The organism is Desulfovibrio legallii (genome assembly GCF_004309735.1).
In the GTDB taxonomy this organism is placed as follows: domain Bacteria; phylum Desulfobacterota; class Desulfovibrionia; order Desulfovibrionales; family Desulfovibrionaceae; genus Desulfovibrio; species Desulfovibrio legallii.
Window position 1 is genome coordinate 16,407 of the sequence record NZ_SIXC01000013.1, and the last position, 24,032, is coordinate 40,438.

The 24,032-nt window shown below is 65.8% G+C and carries 21 protein-coding genes; 9 read left to right on the forward strand and 12 right to left on the reverse strand.

The genetic code is table 11. The annotated features are described in order from the left end of the window. Window positions 1–3: 3 nt before the first annotated feature. Window positions 4–897: a UbiA-like polyprenyltransferase gene (locus tag EB812_RS09895; protein ID WP_118229484.1), complete on the reverse strand. Its 894-nt coding sequence runs from the start codon at window positions 895–897 to the stop codon at window positions 4–6. Between the two features lie 209 nt (window positions 898–1,106). Next, window positions 1,107–1,904, reverse strand: coding sequence for a MogA/MoaB family molybdenum cofactor biosynthesis protein (locus tag EB812_RS09900; protein ID WP_118229485.1), 798 nt, complete (start codon window positions 1,902–1,904; stop codon window positions 1,107–1,109). A 139-nt stretch (window positions 1,905–2,043) separates the two neighbouring features. On the opposite strand from EB812_RS09900, the gene queF reads away from it, so the two are divergent. The 4 genes from queF (at window position 2,044) to ftsY (ending at window position 7,140) form a co-directional block, all read left to right on the forward strand. Then, window positions 2,044–2,544 carry a preQ(1) synthase gene (gene queF, locus EB812_RS09905; RefSeq protein WP_118229486.1) on the forward strand — a complete coding sequence of 167 codons (501 nt, stop codon included), beginning with the start codon at window positions 2,044–2,046 and terminating at the stop codon, window positions 2,542–2,544. Window positions 2,545–2,705: 161 nt separating this feature from the next. Further along, window positions 2,706–4,472 carry a murein biosynthesis integral membrane protein MurJ gene (murJ, locus tag EB812_RS09910; RefSeq protein WP_242621267.1) on the forward strand — a complete coding sequence of 589 codons (1,767 nt, stop codon included), beginning with the start codon at window positions 2,706–2,708 and terminating at the stop codon, window positions 4,470–4,472. Between the two features lie 5 nt (window positions 4,473–4,477). After that, a complete protein-coding gene (locus EB812_RS09915) occupies window positions 4,478–5,587 on the forward strand; it encodes a hypothetical protein (RefSeq protein ID WP_118229487.1) in 1,110 nt (369 codons plus the stop codon). A gap of 122 nt (window positions 5,588–5,709) precedes the next feature. Continuing rightward, window positions 5,710–7,140 (forward strand): signal recognition particle-docking protein FtsY, encoded by a 1,431-nt coding sequence (ftsY, locus tag EB812_RS09920; protein ID WP_118229488.1) that lies wholly within the window; start codon window positions 5,710–5,712, stop codon window positions 7,138–7,140. Between the two features lie 46 nt (window positions 7,141–7,186). Here the strand turns inward: ftsY and EB812_RS09925 are convergent, their stop codons facing one another. Then, window positions 7,187–7,552, reverse strand: coding sequence for a molybdenum cofactor biosynthesis protein MoaE (locus tag EB812_RS09925; protein WP_118229489.1), 366 nt, complete (start codon window positions 7,550–7,552; stop codon window positions 7,187–7,189). A gap of 106 nt (window positions 7,553–7,658) precedes the next feature. On the opposite strand from EB812_RS09925, the gene EB812_RS09930 reads away from it, so the two are divergent. Continuing rightward, entirely contained in the window at window positions 7,659–10,391 is a 2,733-nt protein-coding gene (locus EB812_RS09930; RefSeq protein WP_118229490.1) for a tetratricopeptide repeat protein, read from the forward strand. Between the two features lie 121 nt (window positions 10,392–10,512). Here EB812_RS09930 and EB812_RS09935 read toward each other — a convergent pair whose 3' ends face one another. The 8 genes from EB812_RS09935 to guaB all read right to left on the reverse strand — a co-directional run bounded on the left by EB812_RS09935 (window position 10,513) and on the right by guaB (window position 18,323). Continuing rightward, on the reverse strand, window positions 10,513–10,860 hold the full coding sequence (locus EB812_RS09935) for a DVU0772 family protein (RefSeq protein ID WP_118229491.1): 348 nt from the start codon (window positions 10,858–10,860) through the stop codon (window positions 10,513–10,515). 344 nt (window positions 10,861–11,204) lie between these two features. Then, the gene (hisA, locus tag EB812_RS09940) at window positions 11,205–11,942 is read right to left on the reverse strand and encodes a 1-(5-phosphoribosyl)-5-[(5-phosphoribosylamino)methylideneamino]imidazole-4-carboxamide isomerase (RefSeq protein ID WP_118229492.1); all 738 of its coding nucleotides are present in this window, start codon (window positions 11,940–11,942) and stop codon (window positions 11,205–11,207) included. Further along, complete coding sequence (locus EB812_RS09945; protein WP_130958230.1) at window positions 11,939–12,598, reverse strand: hypothetical protein; 660 nt, start codon at window positions 12,596–12,598, stop codon at window positions 11,939–11,941. The genes hisA and EB812_RS09945 overlap by 4 nt, the downstream gene beginning before the upstream one ends. Continuing rightward, window positions 12,598–13,194 (reverse strand): imidazoleglycerol-phosphate dehydratase, encoded by a 597-nt coding sequence (locus EB812_RS09950; protein WP_118229494.1) that lies wholly within the window; start codon window positions 13,192–13,194, stop codon window positions 12,598–12,600. Before EB812_RS09950 ends, EB812_RS09945 begins: the two co-directional genes overlap by 1 nt. After that, window positions 13,191–14,024, reverse strand: a complete 834-nt coding sequence (gene tatC / locus EB812_RS11985) for a twin-arginine translocase subunit TatC (RefSeq protein ID WP_130958246.1) — start codon at window positions 14,022–14,024, stop codon at window positions 13,191–13,193. Before tatC ends, EB812_RS09950 begins: the two co-directional genes overlap by 4 nt. A gap of 647 nt (window positions 14,025–14,671) precedes the next feature. Beyond that, a complete protein-coding gene (gene tatB / locus EB812_RS09960) occupies window positions 14,672–15,256 on the reverse strand; it encodes a Sec-independent protein translocase protein TatB (RefSeq protein WP_118229495.1) in 585 nt (194 codons plus the stop codon). A gap of 4 nt (window positions 15,257–15,260) precedes the next feature. Further along, window positions 15,261–16,796, reverse strand: coding sequence for a glutamine-hydrolyzing GMP synthase (guaA, locus tag EB812_RS09965; protein WP_118229496.1), 1,536 nt, complete (start codon window positions 16,794–16,796; stop codon window positions 15,261–15,263). A gap of 69 nt (window positions 16,797–16,865) precedes the next feature. After that, the gene (gene guaB / locus EB812_RS09970; protein ID WP_118229497.1) at window positions 16,866–18,323 is read right to left on the reverse strand and encodes an IMP dehydrogenase; all 1,458 of its coding nucleotides are present in this window, start codon (window positions 18,321–18,323) and stop codon (window positions 16,866–16,868) included. Between the two features lie 276 nt (window positions 18,324–18,599). On the opposite strand from guaB, the gene ffh reads away from it, so the two are divergent. The 4 genes from ffh (at window position 18,600) to rimM (ending at window position 21,494) form a co-directional block, all read left to right on the forward strand. Continuing rightward, window positions 18,600–20,135, forward strand: a complete 1,536-nt coding sequence (gene ffh / locus EB812_RS09975; RefSeq protein WP_130958231.1) for a signal recognition particle protein — start codon at window positions 18,600–18,602, stop codon at window positions 20,133–20,135. A gap of 124 nt (window positions 20,136–20,259) precedes the next feature. After that, entirely contained in the window at window positions 20,260–20,499 is a 240-nt protein-coding gene (rpsP, locus tag EB812_RS09980) for a 30S ribosomal protein S16 (protein WP_118229499.1), read from the forward strand. 231 nt (window positions 20,500–20,730) lie between these two features. Continuing rightward, window positions 20,731–20,961 (forward strand): KH domain-containing protein, encoded by a 231-nt coding sequence (locus tag EB812_RS09985; RefSeq protein ID WP_092154800.1) that lies wholly within the window; start codon window positions 20,731–20,733, stop codon window positions 20,959–20,961. Window positions 20,962–20,969: 8 nt separating this feature from the next. Further along, complete coding sequence (gene rimM / locus EB812_RS09990; RefSeq protein ID WP_242621269.1) at window positions 20,970–21,494, forward strand: ribosome maturation factor RimM; 525 nt, start codon at window positions 20,970–20,972, stop codon at window positions 21,492–21,494. A 395-nt stretch (window positions 21,495–21,889) separates the two neighbouring features. Here rimM and uvrC read toward each other — a convergent pair whose 3' ends face one another. Beyond that, window positions 21,890–23,983 (reverse strand): excinuclease ABC subunit UvrC, encoded by a 2,094-nt coding sequence (gene uvrC, locus EB812_RS09995; protein ID WP_130958232.1) that lies wholly within the window; start codon window positions 23,981–23,983, stop codon window positions 21,890–21,892. Window positions 23,984–24,032: the final 49 nt, after the last annotated feature.

Consider the following 24,032-nt stretch of genomic DNA (forward strand, 5'->3'; position numbering starts at 1 on the left):
ATGTTACATATAAATCCCCAGCAGTACGCCCGCCAGCACCACAGGCGAAATGACGCCGTTGAGGGTAAAAAAGGCCGTGTTTACATAGCGCAGGTCCTGGGGCCGCATGAGCCGGTGCTCCACAAAGAGCAGGACGACGATGCCGCCCCAAAGGACGTACCAGGGCCAGGCGAGACCGGCGGCGTAGCCTGTGAGCAGCAGAAAAATGGCCGTCATGGAGTGGGAAAACGCCGCCAGCAGCAGGGCCGCGTCCGGGCCGTAGTCAGCGGGCACGGAGTGGAGCTCAAAGGCCTGGTCGAACTCCAGATCCTGAAAAGCATAATAGATGTCAAAGGCGGCCACCCAGAAGGTAACGGCAAAAAAGAGCAGCGCCGCGGGCAGACCCAGGCTGTCGGGGTTCACGGACAGCCAGCCCGCCAGGGGGGCCAGCCCCAGGGTGGCCCCCAGCCAGAAGTGACAAAAAGGCGTAAAGCGCTTGAGCAGGCTGTAGGCCGCGGCAAAGAGCAGGGCGGGCACGGAGAGCCACAGACAGACCGTGTTCAGCGCCGCGCAGCAGGCAATGAAAATCAGGGCCATGAGGGCGCAGAAGGCCCAGGTCTGTTTGGCGCTGATGACGCCGGTGACCAGGGGGCGGTCGCAGGTGCGGGGGTTGTCGCGGTCAAAGGGCAGGTCCGCCAGGCGGTTGAAGGCCATGGCAAAGGAGCGCGCCGCTATCATGGCAATGGTCAGAAAAATCAGGGCGCGGCCAGAGGGCAGCCCCCCGGCCGCCAGAAAGGCTCCGGCCCAGGCGTAGGGCAAGGCGAAGACGGAATGCTCTATCTTGACCATGCGGCAGATATCGCCGAACTGGCCGAAGGGGGTGGACAGGGCAAAGCCGGAAGGCGGCAGAAAACGCATGCGAAGTTCTCCTTGCGGGTGACAAAGCGGGGCACGGCGCGCCCCCAGGGGTTCCGGAAAATGTATCGGCGTGCGGCGGGACCGCACTGACGCAGTGTATTTTTGCAAAGGCGCATTCTGAAATTCTCATAACGCCCCTTCCAGCGCTTACGCCTTTGTGGCGGCGGTTGCCTGTGCAGCCGTCAGAACAGCGCCACAGTGGCGCTGCGCTATCCGCCGCAGTCGGCGGCATCGCCCTGCAGCTTGGCCAGGGCGTGGGGCAGGGCGGGCAGCACGGCGGCCAGGTTTTCAACCACGGCCTTACGGCTGCCCGGCAGGTTGATGACAATGCTGCGCCCCAGCGCGCCCGCCGCCGCGCGTGAAATGACCGCGTGGGGCGTCTTGGCCAGGCTGGCGGCCAGCATGGCCTGAGTAAAGCCCGGCAAGGGCATGTCCAGCAGGGCCGCCGTGACCTGCGGGGTAGTGTCGCGCGGCGAAAGCCCTGTGCCCCCGGTGGTGCAGATGAGGTCATAGCCCTGGTTCAGGGCCAGGTCCGTGAGCAGGGCGCGCAGTTCCTGCGGTTCGTCCGGCAGTAAAAAGCCCTGGCAGTGGCAAAGGGGCAGGGCTGCGCCCACGGCGACGGCAATGGCCGGCCCGCTCAGATCTGTGCGTTGGCCGCGCGCGCCCCGGTCTGAAAGCGTGACCCAGGCGAGGCTCAGGCCCTCTTTGCGGGGGGTGAGCTCCAGCGGACCTTCGGGAAGGTCGACCAAGGCCGTGAGCAGAAAGGCATTGACGGCGTGGAGGCTTTCGGCGGCAACCGGCGGCAGCCAGGCCCGGCCCGTCACCTTGAAAAGAGCCGTGCCGCAGGCCCCGCACAGGTTTGTGCCCACGTCCAGCCGGGGCAGGGCCCAGGGTTCCGGAGCCAGCAGGCCGTGGCCGCCGGTGCAGCCCGCGCCCTGGGTGGGGGCCGGCAGCAGGGGCAGACATCGGCCCTGCGTGCAGGCCTGGATGTGCAGTCGGATATTCATGCGTGTTCTCCACTGGGCTGGCGCGCGCCGGGGGGCGCGCGCGGACGGAGGCATTCCCTCATTGTAGCCGCAAGCGCGATAGGTTACAAGGGTGGGGAAGCGCCGTGCCCAACGGCGCGACCAGACAAGGAGTTCGCCCATGACCAGTCGCAGCCAGGACCAGACCGGGAACCTCAAGGTGCTCGGTTCCGGTCGCCTGCACGCCCCGGAAGGAGGCCCCAGCGTTGCTCTGCTGGAATCCTTTCCCAATTGTTTTCCCCAGCGTCCTTACGTCATCAGTTTTACGTTTCCGGAGTTCACCTCCCTTTGCCCTGTGACCGGCCAGCCCGACAGCGGGATCATCACGGTGGAATACATCCCGGACCAGCGCTGCGTGGAGTCCAAGAGCTTCAAGCTCTATATGTTCGCCTTCCGCAACCACCAGTCCTTTATGGAAACCATCACCAACACGGTGCTGGAGGATCTGCGCGCTCTCATGGACCCCTGCTGGTGCCGGGTCAAGGGCTTGTTCGCCCCGCGCGGCGGTACCCGCATCCATGTTTTTGCCGAGGATTTTAAAGAACTGCCGGAAGAACGCGAGCGCTTGGTGCGCGCGGCCGTGGCCGCCTGGAAGTCTGAGCCCGACCCGCACCGGCCGTAAACCGCACCCTGCGTGCAGGGGGACCACAAAAACCGCACGTCCGACCTTGCCGTGACCTGCGGATTCTTCCCCCTCGCCAAGGGTGCGGCCTCTGTGTACGGCCGTGCGGTATGCCCTGTGCCCGCTCATGTGTCCCCGCAACCCTGTAAAGGACGACCACCGTGYGGCCAGTGACAGAAAAGCCCCACGCGCCGACGGCCCCTGAAGCTCCGGCGGCGCAGTTGGCCCGCACAGCGGCCCGGCTGGGCGGCTATGCCCTGGCTTCGCGTCTGCTGGGGCTGCTGCGGGATATGTGCATGGCCTGGCTGGTGGGCAGCGGCCCCACGGCGGACGCTCTGGCCGCCGCCCTGCGCCTGCCGCACGCCCTGCGCCGCCTGCTGGGGGAAGGCTCCCTGTCCATGAGCCTCACCGCGGCTCTGGTGCGCCATTGTCGTCCAGATACGGCGGCGGGTCGCAGTTACCTTGCGCAGGTGGGCCGCGCCCTGGCTGTGCGCCTGGGAGCAGCGCTGGCCCTGCTGCTTCTTCTGGCCGTGGCGGCCGCGCCCTGGCTGGCGACAGGACTGGCTCCGGGCTTTGCCGGGCCGGAGCGGGAACTGGCGATCTTTTTGCTGCGCCTCTGTCTGCCCTATGGGCTGGCGGCCTGCATGGCGGCCCTGGGCACGGCCCTGCTGCACAGTCTGGGCCTGTTCCGGCTGCCGGGGCTTTCGCCTGTGCTGTTCAATGTCGTGGCCCTGGCCTTTGCCGGGGCGGCGGCTTTGGGGCTGTGCCCTCCGGCCCCGGCCCTGGCCCTGGGCATGAGCTGCGCGGGCTTGGCCCAGTGGGCCCTGCTGTGGTGGGGCGCGCGCCGCGCCTTGCGCCGACCGGGGCCTACAGGGGCGTCTCTGGGGGGCGCCGCTGCCGCCTTGTCTGAGACTGTCGTTGCGGCAGCGGCAAGGTCTGCGCCCGCACCTGCCCCCGTATCTGCGGCAGGGGCCGCTGCCTGGCGCTGTCTGGCGGGCACGCCCGCGGGCCTGCTGGGGGCCTGCGCGCCGCAGTTCTGCCTGCTGGCGGCGGCGGCTTTGGCCTCCGGCCTGGGAGCGGGTCTGGTGGCCGGTCTCTATTATGCTGAACGTCTGCTGGAAGTGCCCCTGGGCCTGGTGGGCGCGTGCCTGGGCACGGCCAGTCTGCCCGCCCTGAGCCGCCTGGCCGCGCAGGGCCGCCAGGCGGATTTTGCCGCAGCCCTGCGCACGGCCCTGCGCCTGACCTTGCTGCTCAGTCTGCCCGCTGTTGCGGGCCTCTGGGCCGTGGGCGCGCCCCTGGTGCGGGCTTTGTTTTGTCATGGCGCGTTTGACGCCCAGGCTGCACAGACCGCCTGGTTGATGCTGACCGGTTTTTTGCCCGCGCTGCCGGCTCTTGCCTGCAACCGTTCCCTGCTGGCGGCCTGCAACGCCCTGGGCCAGGAGCGGCGCACGGCGCTGAGCGCCCTGGCCGCCGTGGCGTCCACCCTTGCGGTGGGGGCCGCGCTGGTACATAGTCGTGGGGCCGGGCTGCTGCCCCTCGCATTTGTGCCGCCGCTGGCCGCCGGCGTGGGATTGTGGCTGCAGACGGGCTTTCTGCTGCGCGCCCTGGCCGTGGCCCTGGGCCGCGCCGGGGCGGCAAACGCGGGGGCCGTCGCCGTGTCCGCCTGTCTGCCCGGCTGGGCGGCGGTGCTGCGGCACGGGCTGGCCGCCCTGGTTACGGGGCTGGCGGCGCGGGGGCTGGTGCTGTTGACGGAGGGTTGGCCTCCGGGGTCTGGTCTGGCCGTGGCCGTGTCTGGCGGCGCGGTTGCCTGGGTCATGGGTCTGCTGCTGTTGCGGGATGGGGATATGCTGGCCCTGGCCGCGCATCTGCGCGGTCGGGGAGTGCTGGATTCCGTCAGAGAAACGCGGGGGACCGCCCCCCGTCGGTGAGTGTTATGCGCCACATTTTTTCCGTCAGACGACGTCGGCTGGCTTTGCTCCTCTGGGCGGCAAGTCTGCTGCTGTTTTTGCTGCTGGGCGTCTGGAACATCAATGCCGACAAGGAAGAGACCGCCAACCGCCTGAGCGGCGATGCGGGCCGCATGGCGGCTCAGCTGGCGGCCCTGCTTTCCCTGCCCGCCTGGGAACTGGACGAACTTACGGCCCGCACCATTGTCATGGCTGCCATGGAGGACGAATCCATCTACGCCATCAAGGTGCAGACCAAACGAGGCATGCTGGAGGGCCAGCGCCGCAACTACCAGTGGGAACCCGTGCCCTGGGACGATGAGATCACCGAAGACAGCGTGCAGGGCATGAACCCCCTTAAAATGGAAGGCCGGGTGGTGGGCTCCGTGGAGGTTTATCTTTCCCCCCGCGTGAGCGATGAAGATCTGGCCCGCAAGGCCCGGCGGGAGGTCTGGCGTTTTGCGCTTTCGGCCCTGTTGGCCACGGGCGTGCTGGGCCTGCTGCTCTGGCAGTGGGGCGACCTGGACCGTCTGCGCGGTCTGACCCGGCGGGGCGGCCGTGCGGACGGTCCCGCAGAGGGGCTGGAGGCCGTTGCCGGTGCGGCATTCGGGGCTGCAAAACCTTCTGCTGCAAAGCCGGGTTCGGCGGGCACGGGGGCGGACGCCGAAGGTGTGCCCTGGGGCGAAGCTCCGGCGGATGGCGTGTCGGGCCGGGTGAAAGACGACGCTTTGAGCGCCGGGGCCGTGGTCAGCCCGGCTCTGGGGCGGGCCTTTGCGCTGCGTCGGCCCGAAGCCTGGCGGGTGACGGCGGGGCTGTTTGGTCAGACCTTTGCCCATGCGCCCTTCCTGCTCGGCCGTCTGTATGAGGACGGGGACGCGGCGGCCCTCTGCCGCTTGGGGCAGGTACTGGAAAAGGCGGCCCCGGCCGTGGGCGCGGAGCGCCTGGCCGCGGCGGCCCGCGCCATGCAGGCCGCCCTCAACGATCCGGATTGCCCCACTACGGCTCTGGCCGTGGAAGACTGCCTGCACGCCCTGGAAGAGGTGCTGCGGACCCTGGACGGCGCGCCGCAAGGCCCGTCTTCGGAACAGACCGTTTAGAGCGCCGCATTTTTGCAAGGCTTCGGCGGCCGCCTACGCGGACGCCCGCCGGGGCGCAGACACAGCAATACAGACGTCGGGGCGGCACACCGCCCCTGTGCACATGTATAGGAGAGAGTGGTATGGGATTTTTCAGCGCCATCAAGAAGATATTCGGCGGTGAGCCCGGAGAAGCCGCGCCCGGAACAGTTGCGCCGGAAGGGAGCGGGCCCGTCGCACCGGCCCCGGCAGCGCCTGCGGTCGCCCCGCAGGGCGGCGCTTCCGAAACTGCGCCGGAATCCGCATCGGCTACAGAGGCGGTGGCGTCGTCCGCGTCGCCCGCCGTCGCCGCGCAGGAGACGGCCCTGACCCTGCGCCTACGCGAGGCCGAGCCGCGTCTTTCGGTCTGGCTGGGCATTGTGCTGGAAGGCGTGGAAGAAACTGGCGAGGCCCTCCGGCAACGGCTGCTTTTTCTGCTGCGCGCCCTGGACGCCCCGGAGGCCGAGGCCCAGGCCTTTGTGCGGGATTTTGAGGGCTGGCTTGCCCGCATGGACTACCGGCTGGTGGAGGAATTCCGCTCCGAGCTGCAGTACCGTCTGGCTCTGGCCCTGGACCTGGAGGACGAGGAGGACGAGCGCAACCGTCTGTTTGTGAAGATCAGCGAAGGCCTCAGCCGCACGCGGGAACAGCTGGCCCGCGGCCTGGACACGCTGTTTGCCGGGCACGGTGAGCTGGACGAAGCCTTCTGGGAAGAGCTGGAAGAGCTCTTCATCATGGCCGACCTGGGCTATGAACCGGCGCTGGAGCTGGTGGAGCGCCTCAAAGAGCGCGCCCGTAAGGAAAAGATCACCCAATCCGAGGGCGTGCGCGAGCTGCTCAAGGCCGAGCTGGAGGACATTTTCCGCGCGCCCCGGCGCATTGCGGCCGTCAATCCGCCCGAAGTGGTACTCATGATCGGCGTCAACGGCGTGGGCAAGACCACCACCATCGCCAAGCTGGCCCATCGGGAGCGCATGCAGGGCAAAAAGGTCATGATCGCCGCGGCAGACACCTTCCGCGCGGCGGCCATAGAACAGCTGCAGGTCTGGGCCGAGCGCGTGGGCGCGCTGTTTTACGCGCGGCAGGCGGGTTCGGATCCGGCGGCCGTAGCCTATGAGGCTGTGGAACGCGCCGTGAAGGAAGGGGTGGACGTGCTGTTTGTGGATACGGCGGGCCGCTTGCAGACCAAGGTCAACCTCATGGAAGAGCTCGCCAAAATCCGCCAGGTGCTGGGCAAAAAGCACCCCGGCGCGCCGCACCGCAGCATTCTGGTCATCGACGCCACTACAGGGCAGAACGCCCTTTCGCAGGTCAAACTTTTCAAGGAAGCCGCCGGGGTGGATGAGCTTATCCTCACCAAGCTGGACGGCACGGCCAAGGGCGGCGTGGCCATTGCCGTGGCCATGCAGCACCATTTGCCCATTACCTATGTGGGCCTGGGCGAAAAGCTGGAAGACCTGCGCCCCTTCAACGGCGCGGACTACGCCCGCGCGCTGCTGGAAGCGCCGTCAAGTTCCGCGCCTGTCGGCCGATAAGACCAACAAGGGGCCAAAGTCTTGGGCAGGGCGGGCAAGCCGTCCGTCAGTCCTGGCCGTATTCCTGCTTGAGGACGGCTTCGGCCTTGATGCGGTCCAGCAGCTCGGCAAAGGTGGCTTTGACATGCTCGCGGATGTCGCCGGCCACCACCAGAAAAAGCAGGTCGTCCCCAGGGCGGAGCAACCCCTCGGCGCTTTCGGCCAGAATGGCAAATATGCCGGGGCGTTGTTCCATCTCCCTGCAGATGGCGGACATTTTGGCCCTGTCCGGGGTGACGCGCACCTGGCTTACGGGGCTATGGTCCTTGCGCGACCAGGCGCGCACTACGCCGTTGTGCACCAGGGTCATGCCCACGTGTTCGGCGAAGCCGGGGCGGGCTTTGAGTTCCTGCAGCGTTTTATTAATATCCATGGCTACCTCTTGCATTGGGGCTGGCGGCACGGGCCGACCGTGTCGGCAGCTTGGTTACGGTTGCTGATGGTAGTCCTTTTCAGTCGGTTTTCAAAGGATATTGTGCATGGCGCAGTTATCGCAATTATTGGCCCGCCTGCCGGAGTGCCGGGAAGTGCGCATGAGCGCCACGGGGCATGTGCTGTGGGTCTGCTGGCAGGGGACGCTGGCCCCGGCCGTGGGGCAGACCCTGCTCAACTACGGCGGCATGCAGGTGGGCGAGGCAGCGGAACAGTCCCTTTGGTTCTTTTTTACGGATGACGTGTTTCTGGCCCTGGCGCGTCTTCAGGTCTGGGGCAATTTTAATGAGCTTGCGGTGGGCGTGGAGCTTATGCCGGGCCGGCTGCAGATGGGGCGGCGGCGCGAAGCCACTGTCTTGCTGGACGCTGCCCTGCAGAATCAGGAAATGCTGGTCACAGACCAGCTGGATGTCTGGGTGCACCCCAAGAGCCGTGAGGGCAGGGGCACCATGCCCGGCATCAGTTTTGAGCGTCACGCCGCCCGCCAGGGCATGGCCGCTGCGGATTGGTCCGGCATGGTTGTGGATGTGCGCATGCCCTACGCCTCCACCCAGTCCTGGTTTGCCATTCTGCACCCTTTGGGCAGCCCGCTGGATAAGGCTTTTCAGGCCGGCTGGAGCGCCATGTTTAAAAGGGTGGAAGCCCTGCTGCAGCAGCTCAAAATCAAGTTTATCGTCCATGAAACCTTTGTCATGCTGGCACTGGAAAATCTGCTCATGCTGCGCACCTTTATGCGCGATTACCTGCACAGCTTCGACAAGGAACACGGCGAAGGGGCCCACTGGCCCTGCGTCTGCGTGCTGGCAGACCGCAATAACCTCAATTTTAACAGTGAATTGCCCAAGAAAATCGGCCTGCAGTGGGATAAACTCATGCCCGATTTTCCCTACCTGAGCTACCGCAATGCCTATTTGCTGGGCGAGGGCTTTACGGTGCAGGATCTGCGCTACACGGGCGAACAGATGTCCGTGGACAACTGGTGCAACGTGCTGCTGGATGAAAACAGCTTGAGCGGCCGTTCCATCCCCCTGCTCATGCCTGGCCAGCTCACGGCCGGCAACGGCGTGGGCTGCTTTTACTGCGGCGTGCACAGCCATACAGCCGAACAGTGCCCCACCAGAGCCTGCCCCCCCAGCCGGGCACAGGTTTGGGACGACCTGGCCGGGATGGATCTGGAGTCGATTAACGAAGGCTTTCGGCAGACAGAACTGGCCCTGGCGGAACAAGGCGTGGCGGCCTACCCCGCCCTGCTGGCCGGGGGCGGCCCGGCGGCCACAGTGCTGGCGGCCGTGCTGGACCTTAACGGCGCCTGCCAGTTGCGCAACGTGCCCCGGCGCTGGCTGTACCGCAGTCACGACCCCGATACGGAAGGAGAAAATCCGGCCAGGGACGACAGCCCGGCCTGGGTCCTTTTGGACGCTCTGGCCGGAGCCGGGCCCGATGAACTGGCTGACCTGGAAAAAAGGATCACGCAGACCATTGCCCGCCACCAGCGCGACCCGCGCCTGCGCATGGTGCTGGCGTTCACTCAGGTGGAACGGGGTGAGCTTGAGCGCGCCCTGGGCTCCTTCCGGGAGGCGGCCTCCCTGACCCCTTCACCGGCCCTGCAGGCCTGGAATGAGTTTTTACAGGCCCGGCTGGCTGAGGAACAGGGGCAGTTCGGCTCTGCTATTGAGCAGTACACCCAGGTCTGGCGGGTCATGCCCCAGTGGCGCGAGGTCAGGTATAGGGGGATGGTCTGCAAGGTCAAAATGGGCTTTGCCGAGCCGGTTCTGGACCAGATTGTCAAACTGGTGCGCGAAGACCCGACCTACTTTAACCGCGTGCTCATCGACCCGGCCCTGGAGCGGGGCCGCCTGCTCATTCTTTCTGCCCTCTACGAGCTGTGGGAAGAAGCCCGCAAAAAGGCCGAGGCCGAGCGCGTCTGCATCAACGAGCTGCGCGCGCGGCTGGAGGCCTGGTTCCCCGCCGACCACCCCGTACAGCTGCAGATGGGCGAACGCCTGGGCAACCTGGAGGCGCTTTCCAACGTCAGCAACTACATGGCTTTTCTCAAGGTGGTGGCGGACCGTCCCACCCTGGAAAGCGAACTGGACGCAGCCATTGCGCAACAGGTGGAAGACCTGCGCAACCGCTACAAATACTATCTGGACATCCTGCAGGAAATCCGCGACGAAGCCTCATGGTTTCCCTTCCCCACGGCTCTGCGCGACTTCAGCCGGGAATTCAACGAGGCCGCCGGTATTATCAACCGGGCCTTTGCCTGCAACTTTCGCGAGGCTGCGTCCTTCAAGCAGGTGCAGGCCGAAGCCCCCCGCCTGGCGGAACTCTTGCGTGAGCTGCGCAAGCGTCTGCAAAACCTGCGCATGGTGCGCGACGGTACCCTGTTCGGCCTGACCATGGCCCGCACCTTCATCTGGGTGGAGGCCGTGGGGCTGCTGCTTTGCTTTATCGGTGTGCCCGTGGTGGTTTTTTGGGGCGACGCCCTGCGTCTGGGCTGGCTTAAGCAGATCCTGGGCGCAGACCAGTGGTCCATCCAGAAGGTGCTCATCCTTATCGTCAGTGTCGTGGCCTTGGGGCTGGCCGCCCTGCGCACTACCCTGACCTTTGACCGCAAGCGGGAAAAGCTCCTGGAGCAGGCGCGGGAACAGCGTGAGCAGGCCCAGCGCGCCCGGCTGGAAAAGATCAAACGCCAGCGCCGCGCTGAAGCGGAAAAGGCCGAGCGTGAACGCTCGGCCCTGGCTGCGCGAGAGATGAAAAAGCAGCGAGATCGTGCGTAAAACCGCTTGGCGCAGGGCGCACTTGCGCGCGAGGCGGCAGACAGCCTGCTTTCCTTTGAGAAACCTTCCCGAAGGAAGAGCCGTATGGGGAGCAAAGGGCGGGCCTTTGCCCTTGAAAGGTTTATTCCTGGCCCAGCTCGTGTTTGAGCCATGCCTTGACGGTGGGCGTAGGCGCGCTTATACCGCGCCAGTTGCCGTGGGCCTGGTGAAAGTCCGCCAGCAGTTCTTCCGGCAAAGGGACAGTAATCAGATCTTCGGCCTGTTCAGAATTGCGGCGCACCAGACGTACTACGGGCGGGTTCTGCCAGCTGTCCACCACAAAATAATGGGAAACGTCGTCCTTGGAACGCACGGGCGGGTATTCCGAATGCCAGTCGTTGTTGCCCCACTCCAGATACATGGTCACGGCGTGTTCCGGAGTCAGGTTCCAGTCGATGTCATAGAGGGCGAAATCCTTGAGCTGGGGCATAAGCGACCTCCTTGGTGCAAAGATCCCCTGGGCCGTTGCGCCACAGGCTTTGTGATTTATCAATAACAATTCTTGATAAATCTGGCAAGCCCCCAGCGTCCCTTTCGTGTGCGCCGGTGGTGCGCCGCTAGAGCAGAGTACCGTTGAGAACACATATTCTCAACGGCTACGGCACGTTTGTTCCGGATCTTACCCGTGCAACTACATAGTGGTGCTGTCTTTGCCCGTAACTTCCTTCCTCGTAACGGGCCAGGCGCTTGCGTTGCAACGGCTGAAACTGCGCTTGCACCTCCACGGCGGGCGTCTGCATCCGTAGCCGCCAGGCCTTGCAACGCTGTAAGGCCTTACTGCCCCTGCGCGGCAATCCAGGCATTGGCCTCTTCAAGGTGGAGCGTTCCTTCGTAGAGGGCTCTGCCGCTCACGGCCCCTACCAGGCTGGTGCTGCCCACCAGGGGGTAGAGGCGCTGCACGTCTGCCAGGGTGGCCACGCCTCCGGCGGCAATGACCGGCACGCGCGCAGCGCGGGCCAGGTGTTCCAGGGCGGGCAGGTTTACGCCGCTCTGCATGCCGTCGCGGTCGATATCCGTATAGATGATGAAGGCCGCGCCGTCGTCCTGCAGGCGGGGCAGCACGTCGTCCACGCTGAGGCCCGTGTCCGCCACCCAGCCCCGGCTTTTGAGCCGACCGCCTTCCGCGTCCAGTGAAACGCCCACCCGACCGGGAAAGGCGCGGCAGAGCGCGGCAAAAGTTTCCGGCTTTTCCAGGGCCAGGGTGCCGATGATGCAGCGGGTTACGCCCGCATCCAGGTAGGCGCGGGCCGTTTCCAGATCGCGGATGCCGCCGCCCAGCTGCACGGGAATGGTCAGGGCCGCGCAGATGCGGGCCACCACTGCGCGGCTCTTGGCCGCGCCGTCAAAAGCGCCGTCCAGGTCCACCACATGCAGCCAGCGCGCGCCGCGTTCCTGCCAGGAGCGGGCCGCTTCCGCGGGGTCTTCGGCAAAAACCGTGCTGTCGTCGGCGCGGCCGCGCCGCAGGCGCACGGCCTTGCCGTTCTGAATGTCCACAGCGGGGAAAATGATCATAAACCTATATCCTTCACAGCCTTGCGCATGCCTTCTGCGGCCAGTTGCTCGGCCGTGACCCATTGGCCCCGACGTTTAATAAACGTGCCCATATTCAGCAGGTTGTCCGCCAGGCCTACCTGCTGCTCGTCGTATACGGAGCGGGAGGCCACCTCGCCCTCGTCCACCCGCAGGAGGAAAAATTCCACCCGCACATGCGCGGCGTTGGTCACCCCGGCCTTGGAGCCCTCACGCTGGTGCCAGTCCAGCACTTGCGGCACCAGCAGATAGTGCGCGCCCTTTTTTTTGCCGTAGGCTATCCAGCGGGGCAGGCCCTGGGGCTGTTCAGAACTGTGAAACGCGGTGGCGTCTGCCGGCAGCTCCTGTTCGGTAATAAAAGTATACTGCCGTTTGCTCTCGGCCGTGAGGATGTGGCGCAACTGCAGGTTGAGGGCCTCCATGTCTTCGGGGGTGATGCGCCCCTGGTTTTCAGGGATGCGTCCCGCAATGAGCTGGCTGGCGTTGCGGGGCTGCGTAAAGGGCGCCACGCTGACGGCAAAGGCCGCCGGAAGAGAACGGGGTACCTCGGCCGTGCTGCGCGGACGGCGGCTGCAGGCGCAGAGCGCCAGGACCAGGCAAAGGGCCAGAATAGATAGGGAACGGGTGTGGGCGGGCATCAGTCAAGACCTCCCTTGGTGCTTCGGACAGTTGTGCCGTGTTGCCGTACGGCCTGGGCCAGGGCAAGGCCCAGACCCTTGGCGACGGACTCCAGCAAATGGTGGCCGTTCTGGCCGTAGCGAAATTCCACATGCAGGTTGCAGCGGGCGGCGCTGGCCAGGGCTTTGTAATATTCGCGCCAAAGGTCTTTTTCTTCCCCGGCCAGCACGGGGGGGAGCAGTTCGCCGCCGCGCCACTCCAGCCAGGGGCGGCCGGAAAGGTCTACGGTCACTTCGGCCAGGGCTTCGTCCATGGGCACGCGGCCGTAGCCCACGCGAGCAATGCCGACCCGGTCGCCCAGGGCCTCCAGCAGGGCTTTTCCCAGGGTCAGGCCCACATCTTCGGCCGTGTGGTGCGCGTCCACTTGCAGGTCGCCCTTGCAGTCCAGGCGCAGATCCATACCCGCCCAGAAGGCCGTGAGCGTGAGCATGTGGTCCAGCAGGCCGAAGCCCGTATTCACCTGGGTCTTGCCCGTGCCGTCCAGGTTGAGGCGCAGGTTGATGGCCGTTTCGGCGCTGGTTCGGGCCTGCTCGGCCACGCGCTGGGGCTGGTTCATGCGTCCTCCGTGGGGCCTGCGGCGGGCTTGTCCGCAGCTGCGGGGCCTTCCTCCGGCTTGGGCTGGTCGTCTTTGGGCGTGTCTTTTGCGGCGGCTGCGTCGGGTTTTTCAGCCTTGTCCTTTTTGTTGCGGTCGCGGCCGAACAAGGCCGCCACGCCAATGCTGATCTCATAAAGAATCAACATGGGGCAGGCCATAAGCAGCTGCGAAACCACGTCCGGCGGCGTCAGGATGGCCGCCACGATAAAGATGCCGAGAATGGCGTAGCGCCGCACCTTGCGCATCATGGCGGCGGTGATGAGCCCCATGCGCGCAAGGAACAGGGCAAACAGGGGCATCTCGAAAATGAGGCCGAAGGCCAGGATGAGCTTGAGCACAAAACTCAGGTAATCGCTGACCTTGGGCATGGCCACGATTTCTTCTGTGGCAAAGCTCACAAAGAAGCTGAAGGCATAGGGGAAGACCATGAAGTAGCAGAAGGCCCCGCCGCAGACAAAGAACAGGGCAGAGATCACGGCCACGGGGATGATGTAGCGTTTTTCCTCATCATACAGGCCGGGGGCGATAAAGGACCAGACCTGATAGAAGATGACCGGGCTGGAAACAAACACGCCCGCCACAAAGGCAATGTACATGCGGGTAAAAAAGCCTTCGGGCAGGGTGGTGTAGATGGCGTGCGAGCCCTTGGGCAGCACGGCCAGCAAAGGATCGACCAAGGCGTTGAAAATGGGGTCCACCACGGCCCAGCAGGCCAGAAAGCCCAGGCCCACGGCAATGCAGCAGCGCACCAGCCGCACGCGCAGTTCGCCCAGATGGTCCATGAGGCTCATGGGCGTGTCTTCGGGCGCGCTGTTTTTTTCGCCTTCCTGCGGTGCAGGCAGGCCGCTGTCGTCCGACAGCTGGGCCGGGGGCGGCGCGTCAATGGGCGGGGGCGGCGTGCCCGCCGCCTCAGTGGCCGGAGAGGTCGGCTCTGCGGCGGCCGCGTCCGGCTGCCATTGGGGCACGGCCAGAGCGGCGGCAAAAGCGTCGTCGGCCCCGGCCGGGTCAGAGCCAGCCGCGTCAGAAATAGGCGCGTCAGATAGGGGCGCGTTGGGCGTGGTCGCAATCGCTTGCCCGGAACCGGCGGCGTCCGTTTTGGGTGCGGCCTCCTGAGCCATTTTCGGCGGTTCGGGGGCGCCCTGCGGTGCGGCGTTCGTCGCCGCGTCTGCGGCGGGAGGCGCAGCGGCGGCGGCCGCGGCCACAAAGTCCGGGATGACAAAGCGCGGGGCGCTGGGGGCCTGGTCTGCCGTTTGCGCTGCTGGCTGTATGCCCGCTTCCGGCGTTGCTGCCGTCGGTTCGGGTGTGGTGGCGGGCGCAACGGCCTGAGGGGCCGTCGTCGCGCCCACTGCCGACGTTGCTTGCACAGCGCCGTCCTCGGCGGCAACGCTTACGGAAGCCGTTGCGTCCGCGACTGTGGGAGGAGAAGGCTGCCTTTCGCTCATACCTTGCCGCCGTCGCCGTTTTGCGGCTGGCCGCCCGGCGCGTTGACCGTGTCCATGGCCCCGGCGTTCCCAGTGTCGGCGCTTCCCTTGCGCGCTTCGGAAGCGTTGCCGCACGTAGCTGCCTGGGCTGCAGCGCTGGTCTTGGCCAGGGCGGCGGCCAGGGGGCTGCCCGGCGGGGGCGTGGGCGCGCCGGCGGTTTCGGGCGCGCCTGCCGCGGCCGGTGCGGGCGGGGCAGGGGTCACGTCAATGGTTGCGGTCTCCGCCGCAGTTGTTCCTTCTGCGGGGGCATCAGACGCTGCCGCCGCTGCAGCCGGTTTTGCCTTTGCCGCGCCTTCCGCCTGTTGGGGGGCGGGGGCGGCTTCGTCTGTGGCGGTGGGGGACTTGGCGGTTTTTACCCGTCGCTGCTCTTCCTCGGCCGCAGCCTCGGCGTTGAGCGTGCGTTGAAAGTCTGTGGAAACGCGGCGAAATTCGCCCATAGCCTTGCCCAGGGTGCGCGAGACATTGGCCAGGCTTTTGGGGCCGAGCACAATGAGGGCCACCACCAGGATGACCAGTAGTTCCGTGCTGCCGATGCCGAACATGGGTTTACTCCCATTCGATGGTGCTGGGCGGCTTGGAGGACACGTCGTAGACCACGCGGTTGACGCCCTTGACTTCATTGATGATGCGCCCGGAAATGCGCCCGATGAGTTCTGGGGGCAGGCGGGCCCAGTCTGCGGTCATGGCGTCCACGCTGTCCACCACGCGCAGGGCAATGACGTGCTCGTAGGTGCGGCCGTCGCCCATGACGCCCACGGTGCGCAGGGGCAGCAGCACGGCAAAGCCCTGCCAGACCTTGCGGTACCAGCCGGAGGCGCGCAGCTCCTCTTGCACGATTTTGTCCGCCTGACGGAGGGTGTGCAGCCGTTCCGGGCTCACTTCGCCCAGTACACGGATGGCCAGACCCGGACCGGGGAAGGGGTGCCGCCAGACCACGCTTTCGGGCAGGCCCAGCTCCACGGCCACCTTGCGCACTTCGTCCTTAAAGAGTTCGCGCAGGGGCTCGATGAGCTTGAGCTGCATGGTGTCGGGCAGGCCGCCCACATTGTGATGGCTTTTGATCACCGCGCTGGGGCCCTTGTGGGAGACGGACTCGATCACGTCGGGATAGAGCGTGCCTTGGGCCAGAAAATCCACTTGCGGCAGTTTGTTGGCCTCTTCATCAAAAATTTCAATAAAGGTATGACCGATGATTTTGCGCTTCTGCTCCGGGTCGTCCACGCCCTTGAGACGGGAGAGGAAACGCTCCTGCGCCTGTACAAAAGTGAGGTTGAGGTCGAAATGCTCAGTGAGGCAGTCCACCACTTCCTGACCTTCGCCTTCGCGCAGCAGGCCGTTATCCACAAAGATGCAGTGCAGGCGTTTGCCGATGGCCCGGTGCAGCAGCACGGCCACCACCGTAGAATCGATGCCGCCCGAAAGGGCGCAGACCACATGGCGGTCGCCCACCTGGGCGGCCATGTCGGCCACGCAACGCGTCACAAAGGAGGACATGGTCCAGTCCGGCGTGATGCCCGCCACCTTGAACAGGAAGTTCTGGAGCATGCGTTCGCCGTCCACACTGTGGTGTACTTCAGGATGGAATTGCACGGCGTAGATGCGGCGCTGCGTATCGGCCATGGCGGCCACGTCCAGGGTGGGGGTGCGCCCGGTGACGGCAAAACCCGGCGGCGGGGTGAGCACGCGGTCGCCGTGGCTCATCCAGACCCTGGTGGGGGAGGCCACGCCTTCCCACAGGGGGCAGGGGGCCGTGAGGGTGAGCTCGGCCGGGCCGTATTCGCGGGTCAGGGATTGGGCCAGCTCGCCGCCCAGATGCCTGGCCAGCAACTGCATGCCGTAGCAGATGCCCAGCACGGGCACGCCCAGGTCCAGAAAACCGGGGTCCAGGGCCGGGGCGTCTGCTTCGCCCACGCTGGCTGGCCCGCCCGAAAGAATCACGGCCTGGGGCCGCATGGCCGCCACCTGCGCGGCGCTGGTGACGCAGGAGTGGATTTCGGAATACACCCCCGCCTCGCGCACGCGCCGGGCAATGAGCTGGGTGACCTGAGAGCCGTAGTCGATGATGATGACCTTGCTGGGCATGGTTTGCGTCCCTGAAAAGCGGCAAAAGGTTGCGCGGCCCCCTCGCTGCAGCCAGGAGGGGGCGCGGGCCTAGTTTTCGATGCGGTAGTTGGGGGCCTCTTTGGTGATGACCACGTCGTGGACGTGGCTTTCACGCAGACCGGCCGGGGAGATTTCGCAGAAGGTGGTATTTTCGTGCAGTTCCTGCAGGTTGTGCGCGCCCACATAGCCCATGCCCGAACGCAGGCCGCCCATGAGCTGGTAGATGGCCTCCATGACCGGGCCACGGTAAGGAACGCGGCCCACAATGCCTTCGGGCACAAGTTTTTTGCTCTTTTCCTGGAAGTAGCGGTCGGAGCTGCCTTCCTTCATGGCGTCAATGGAGCCCATGCCGCGATAAATCTTGTAGGTGCGGCCCTGATAAAGGATGGTTTCACCGGGGCTTTCTTCCGTACCGGCAAAGAGCGAGCCGATCATCACCGAATGCGCCCCCACCACCAGAGCCTTGACAATGTCGCCGGAAAATTTGATGCCGCCGTCGGCAATGCAGCAGCGGCCCATTTCACGCGCGGCGCGGCTGGCGTCCATCACGGCCGTCACCTGCGGCACGCCCACGCCGGCCACAATGCGGGTGGTGCAGATGGAGCCGGGGCCGATGCCCACCTTCACGGTGTCCGCTCCGGCTTCCAGCACGGCCTTGGCGCCTTCATAGGTGGCCACGTTGCCGGCCACCAGCTGGCAGGTGGGGAAGGCGCTTTTGACCTGCCGGATGGCCTTGAGCACATTGACCGAATGCCCGTGGGCCGAATCCAGCACGAGCACGTCGGCCCCGCCCTCCAGCAGCTGTTCGGCGCGGGCCTCGCAGTCCCGCCCGATGCCGATGGCCGCGCCCACACGCAGACGTCCCTTGTCGTCCTTGCAGGCATTGGGGTATTTTTGCACCTTGTCAATGTCCTTCATGGTGATGAGGCCGCGCAGGCGGCCGCCTTCGTCCACTACCAGGAGTTTTTCGATGCGGTGCTCGTGCAGGTGGCGTTTGGATTCCTCCAGTGAGGTGCCCATGGGCACGGTGACCAGATTTTCGCTGGTCATGACCTCGGCCACGCGTACGGCCTGGGCGTCCTCCACAAAGCGCACGTCGCGGTTGGTAAGGATGCCCACCAGGCGGTCGCCCTCCACCACGGGCAGGCCGGAAACGCGAAAGTCCGACATGAGGTCCAGGGCTTCCTGCACCGTGTTGTTGGGCGAGATGGTCACAGGGTCGAGGATCATGCCGCTTTCGCTCTTCTTGACTTTTTCCACCTCCAGCCGCTGGCGGGACACGGGCATATTCTTATGGATGATGCCGATGCCGCCCATGCGCGCCATGGAAATGGCCATGGCCGCCTCGGTGACGGTATCCATGGCGGCGGAAAGCAGGGGAATGCGCAGGGGGATGGATGGCGTGAGCCATGTGGTGATGTCCACGGCGTCCGGGGTAATGTCCGAAAAGCCGGGGATGAGCAAAATATCGTCAAAGGTCAGGGCCTTGCCGCGATTGGTGAACATGACTGCCTCGTAATGGTCTGTAATAACTAATCAAAATATAGACAGATAGGGTATCCCCTTGCGGGGCGTATGTCAATGTGGCAAAGCCGCGCGCAAAGCCGCCCCACGCCGGGCAGCGGCGCCCTGCAAACCGGAGCAGCGCAAGGCGCGCCACTGCGGCGCGAGCCCGCGCGGCAGACTCCGGACGCGAACTGTGGCGGTCGTACTTGACGCGGGCGCGCAAACAGCCTATGAATCACCACTTCGCCCCTCTGGGGGCGCGGCGCAGAGGTAACTATGTTTGAGAGCCTTTCCGACAGACTTTCCGGGGTGTTCCGCGACTTTCGCGGGCAGGGGCGGCTGACCGAAGAAAACGTGCAGGCCGGCCTGCGCGAGGTGCGGCTGGCCCTCCTGGAGGCGGACGTCAACTTCAAGGTCGTCAAAGACTTTGTGGAAAACGTGCGCGAAAAATGCCTGGGCCAGGAAGTGCTCAAAGGCGTGAGCCCGGCGCAGCAGGTGGTCAAGATTGTCCACGATGCGCTGGTGGCTCTGCTGGGTGGCGAAACCGCCGGTCTGCAGCTGCAGGGGCGGGAGCCCGCCGTGATCATGCTGGTGGGCCTGCAGGGTTCGGGCAAGACCACTTCGGCGGGCAAGATCGCCAATCTGCTGCGCAAGCAGAAAATGCGCCCCTATCTGGTCCCGGCGGACGTTTACCGTCCGGCGGCCATTGACCAGCTTACCGTGCTGGCCAGGCAGCTGGATATGCCCTGCTACCCCTCCACCACGGATATGAACCCCGTGGACATCGCCAGGCAGGCCGTGGCGGCCGCGCGGGAGCAGCAGGCCACCGTAGTGCTGCTGGATACGGCGGGCCGCCTGCACGTGGACGAGCCCCTGATGCAGGAGCTGGCGGCCATCAAGGCGGCGGTGGAGCCGCAGGAAATTTTGTTTGTGGCCGATGCCATGACCGGTCAGGACGCCGTGACCGTGGCCCAGAGTTTTAATGATCGGCTGGGCGTCACCGGCGTGGTGCTGACCAAGATGGACGGCGACGCGCGCGGCGGCGCGGCCCTTTCCATCCGCGCGGTGACGGGCGCGCCGGTCAAGTTTGTGGGCATGGGCGAAAAGCTCTCGGAGATGGAAGTTTTCCACCCCGACCGCATCGCCGGGCGCATCCTGGGCATGGGCGACGTGCTCACCCTGGTGGAAAAAGCGCAGGGCGCCATCAACGCCGAGGAAGCTGAAGAGTTGGCCCGCAAAATGCAAAAGGCCAGCTTTGATCTGGAAGATTTCCGCACCCAGATGCGCCGCATCAAAAAACTGGGTTCGCTGGACAGCATCCTCAAGCTCATTCCCGGTTTGGGCGGCCTGCGCGAAAAGCTGGCCCAGGCGGGCGGGGCCGTGCCGGAAAAAGAGCTGGCCCGCACTGAGGCCATTATCAGCTCCATGACCATGGCCGAGCGCCGCAACCCCGATCTGCTCAACGGCAGCCGCAGGGCGCGCATCGCCAAGGGCGCGGGCGTCACGGTGGCCCAGGTCAACCAGCTGGTGCGCCAGTTTGAGCAGATGCGCAAGATGATGCAGGGTATGCTGGGCGGCGGCAAGGGCGGCAAAAAGGCCGCCATGCCACGTATGCCCCGCATGCGCGGCATGCCTCCGGGCCTGAATCTGCCCGCGGGCATGGGCGGCATGCCCTCCGGCATGGGGATGCCGGGCATGGGCGGCATGCCGGGTATGCCCGGTATGGAAGGCCTGTCCGCCGGGCGCTCCGGCTCTGGCAAGTCCGCAAAAAAGCGCAAGAAAAAAGAACGCCCCAAGCGCAAAAAGAAATAGACGCAGTTTTCCACGGCAAGGGCGCCGCCGCGAGCGGCAGACATCCTGTATGCGCCGGGCCATTTCGCCCTTGCCCTTTCCCGGACGCAACGCTAACATACTACCAGCAAGGGAGTTTGACGCAATGGCTGTAAAGTTGAAATTGACCCGCCTCGGCAGCAAGAAGCACCCCTTTTACCGGGTTGTGGCCGCCACGGACGAAACCCGCCGTGATGGCCGTCCTTTGGCTTTTCTTGGCTACTACAACCCCATGACCAACCCCGTGGACGTGAAGCTGGAAGCGGACCAGATCAAGGAATGGCTGGCCCGGGGCGCGGAACCCACGGACACCGTGCGCGCCCTCATCAAAAAATACATGGCCTGATTGCACCGGCCTTAAGCGCGGAGCGCCCTGAAACGCCGCGCGTTTCAAAGGTTTGTGCAGCTGAGAGCTTTGCTTTTCGGCTGCATTGACGCCGCTTCGCGTTACGCCGCATTCCTTGCGGCGCAGGTCTTGTGGCGCGGCAGCGCCCCGGCGACAGACGCCATTTTGTCCGGCCAGGCGCGCTGCGGCTGCCCGGCCCTTCAGGCCCAGGCCCCTTTGGGAGGAAACCCCATGAAAGAGCTCATCCAATACATCGCCCGGTCCCTGGTGGACCATCCCGAAGAGGTGCAGGTCAACGAAGTGGAAGGAGAGCAGACCACGGTGCTGGAACTGAAGGTGGCCAAGGAAGACCTGGGCAAGGTTATCGGCAAACAGGGACGCACGGCCCGCGCCATGCGCACTATCCTGAGCGCGGCCTCCACCAAGTGCAAGAAGCGGACGGTGCTGGAAATTCTGGAATAAGACCATCTATGGCCGCATCCTGGATTGAAATGGGCACGCTTGCGCGGCCCCACGGCATCAAAGGGGAGCTCTGCATCGACTGGCATGCGGACTCCCCCTTGCTTTTGCATACCCCCCTCTGGCTGCGGCAGGGCGCAGCTCCGCCCCGGCGCGTGCGCCCTTTGGCCGTGCGCAGCCACAAGGGACGGCCTTTGCTCGTTCTGGAAGGCGTGGACAACCGTACTGCGGCCGAGGCTCTGCGTGGTGCGGCACTTCTGGTGCGGCGCGAAGATTTGCCCCCCCCAGACCCGGACGAAGTCTATCTGCACGACCTGCTGGGCTGCGCCGTGTTTCTGCCTGACGGCGGCCGTCTGGGCCGCCTGGATCATGTGGAGTTTCCCGCCGGTCAGGAAGTCTGGTCCATCCGCACCGACGATGACCGCGAAGTGCTCTTTCCCGCCCGACCCGAATACATTCTGCAGCTGAGCCCCCACATCCCTGCCGTGACTATTGATCCGCCCGAAGGACTGCTGGAGATATATCTCGGCGAATAGAACATTTAACACTTGAAATGCTCGATTACGGCAGGCAAAAGCCTGCCTTTTCGCATTTCGTGGCAAGGATTTTCAAGAAAATCCTTGCAGAGCAGTTAGCTCATTTCATTCGCTAACTACTCTAGGGCGTCAACCCGGCCATGTTCGGCGCAACCCTGTATGCCGCGCGCAACTCCCGGAGAGAACCTGGCGGAGCGCTGCGGCCGGTCTGCATTTGATGGGGAGCGCGGCAACGCTGGCCGCAATGACAAAAACGGCCAGYCTTTTTTTCGGCCAGGGTACGCCCCGCGCGGTTCTGTGAGGAAATAACGTTTTTTGAAGGATRGGGGGTGTGGGGGGAAGGGAACTTTTGTTCACAAAAGTTCCCTTCCCCCCACAAAACGTTTCCCCCCAATCTATTGCAATGCCGCCAGCTTTTGCAGGAGCAAAGCGGCTTTGGCGGGGCCGATGCCAGGCAGGCGGCGCAGGTCATCCAGGGAGGCGGCGCGCATGGCTTCCACGCTGCCGAAGTGGTCCCAGAGCAGGCGGGCGGTGGCGGGGCCGATGCCGGGCAGGCGCATGAGCTCACCGGAGAGGGCCGCGCCGCGCCGGGCGCGGCGGTGGCGGCCGATGACGAAGCGGTGGGCCGTATCGCGCACGTTTTGCAGGAAGAGGAGCTCCGGGCTGCCTTCGCGCAGGGGCAGGGGGTTGACACGCTCTGGGGTAAAGATGCGGTCGGCAATGTTGCCGGCGCGGCGGTCAGCGTGGCCGGCGTCGTCGCGGGCCTTGGCGATGGCCGCCAGGGGGAAGAGGGCAGCGCGCCCGGCTTCGCGCAGGGCGCGCTGCACGGTATGGAGCTGGCCGCGGCCGCCGTCGATAAGCAGCAGATCGGGCCAGGGCGGGCCGCTTTCCAGGCGGCGGGCCACCCAGGCGTGGAGGGTGGCGTAGTCGTCCCCGCTGTCGGGCATGGCGTAGTTGCGGTACTGGCCGCGTTCGGGGCGGCCGTCCTCAAAGACCACCAGGCCCACGCGGGTTTGTTTGCCGCCGGTGTGGGAGACGTCCACGCATTCCAGGCGGCGGGGCGGGCCGGGCAGGTGCAGGGCCGCGCCCAGGCGGGCAAGGATATCCTGCGCGCCGCCGCGTTCCTGACGGTGGGCCTCCTCCCGGGCGTTGCCCTGGGCCAGATCCACCAGGCGGTTGTCCCCGGCGTTTTGCGGGGCCACCAGGCGTACGGGGCCGTTGCGGCGGTCGCTCAGAGTCTGCTCCAGCAGCTCGCGTTCGCTGCAGGCCGCGCGGGCGGCGGGGGTGGCGGAAACTGCGGCCGCCGCGGCAGTGGGGGCAGTTGCGGATGCGGGGACTGCGTTGGGGGTAGTGGGAGCCGCGGCGTGGTCCTCCCTGGAAGGTGCCTGCTGGGCGGGCATGGGCTGCGGCCCAGCGTCCGGCGCGGCGTCTGGGGCGACATTCAGCGCGGCGTCCGGCGCGGAATCTGGGGGGGCATCCGGGAGCGCAACGGTGGGGGGCTCCGCGTTGTGTGGGGCAGTTGCGGGGTCCGCTTCCAGATCCGGCGGCAGCCAGGGCAGCAGCACGCGCGGCGGCGGCGTGACCTGGTTGTAGTACTGAGAGAGGAAGGACCAGAGCAGTTCCGGGGCGTCCTCAAAGCTCAGGCCCGGCCAGTAGAAGGCCCGGCCGTCGGTCACGGCCCCGTTGCGCACAAAGACCAGGCCCAGGGCCAGGCCGCGCTCGCCCGGGGCTAGGCCCAGGGCGTCCATGTCGCCGCCGCCGGGCAGCACGGCGGCCTGCCGCTCCACCGTGCGCTCCACGGCGCGGATCTGGTCGCGGAGCAGGGCGGCGCGTTCAAATTCCAGGGCTTCGGCGGCTTGTTCCATGCCCGCCTGCAGCCGGCGCAGCAGCTCAGCGGAGCGGCCTTCCAGCAGATCGCAGACTTGGCGCACGCGGGCGTTGTATTCCTGCGGGGTCACCAGGCCCATGCAGGGGGCCGGGCACTGGCCCATGAAGTGGTAAAGGCAGGGGCGCACCCGGTTTTTCATGGCCTTGTCCGTGCAGCGGCGCAGGGCAAAGGCGCGGTGCAGCAGCTTCCAGGTTTCGCGCGCGGCCAGGGCGGAAGTGAAGGGGCCGAAGTAGCGCGCGCCGTCCCGCCGGGCCTGGCGGACAATTTCCAGCCGGGGAAAGGGGTGGCGCAGGTTGCAGCGAAAAAGCACGTACTGCTTGTCGTCGCGCAGCACGATGTTGTAGTGGGGTCGGTGCTTTTTGATCAGGCTGGCCTCCAGCAGGAGGGCCTCTTTTTCCGTGGTGGTGGTGAGGTAATCCAGTGTGGCGGCGTGGGAGAGCATGGCCAGGGTTTTGGCGGGCAGGCCATCGGGCCGGAAATAGGAAAGCACCCGGCGGCGCAGCACGCGGGCCTTGCCCACATAGATGACGCGGCCGCGCGCGTCCTTGTACAGGTACACGCCGGGGGCCGTGGGGATGCTGGCGGGGTCGGGCTTCTGCATGGGCGGCGGGCTGGGGGAGGAAATGGCGAGGGACGCAAAGGGGGAAGCC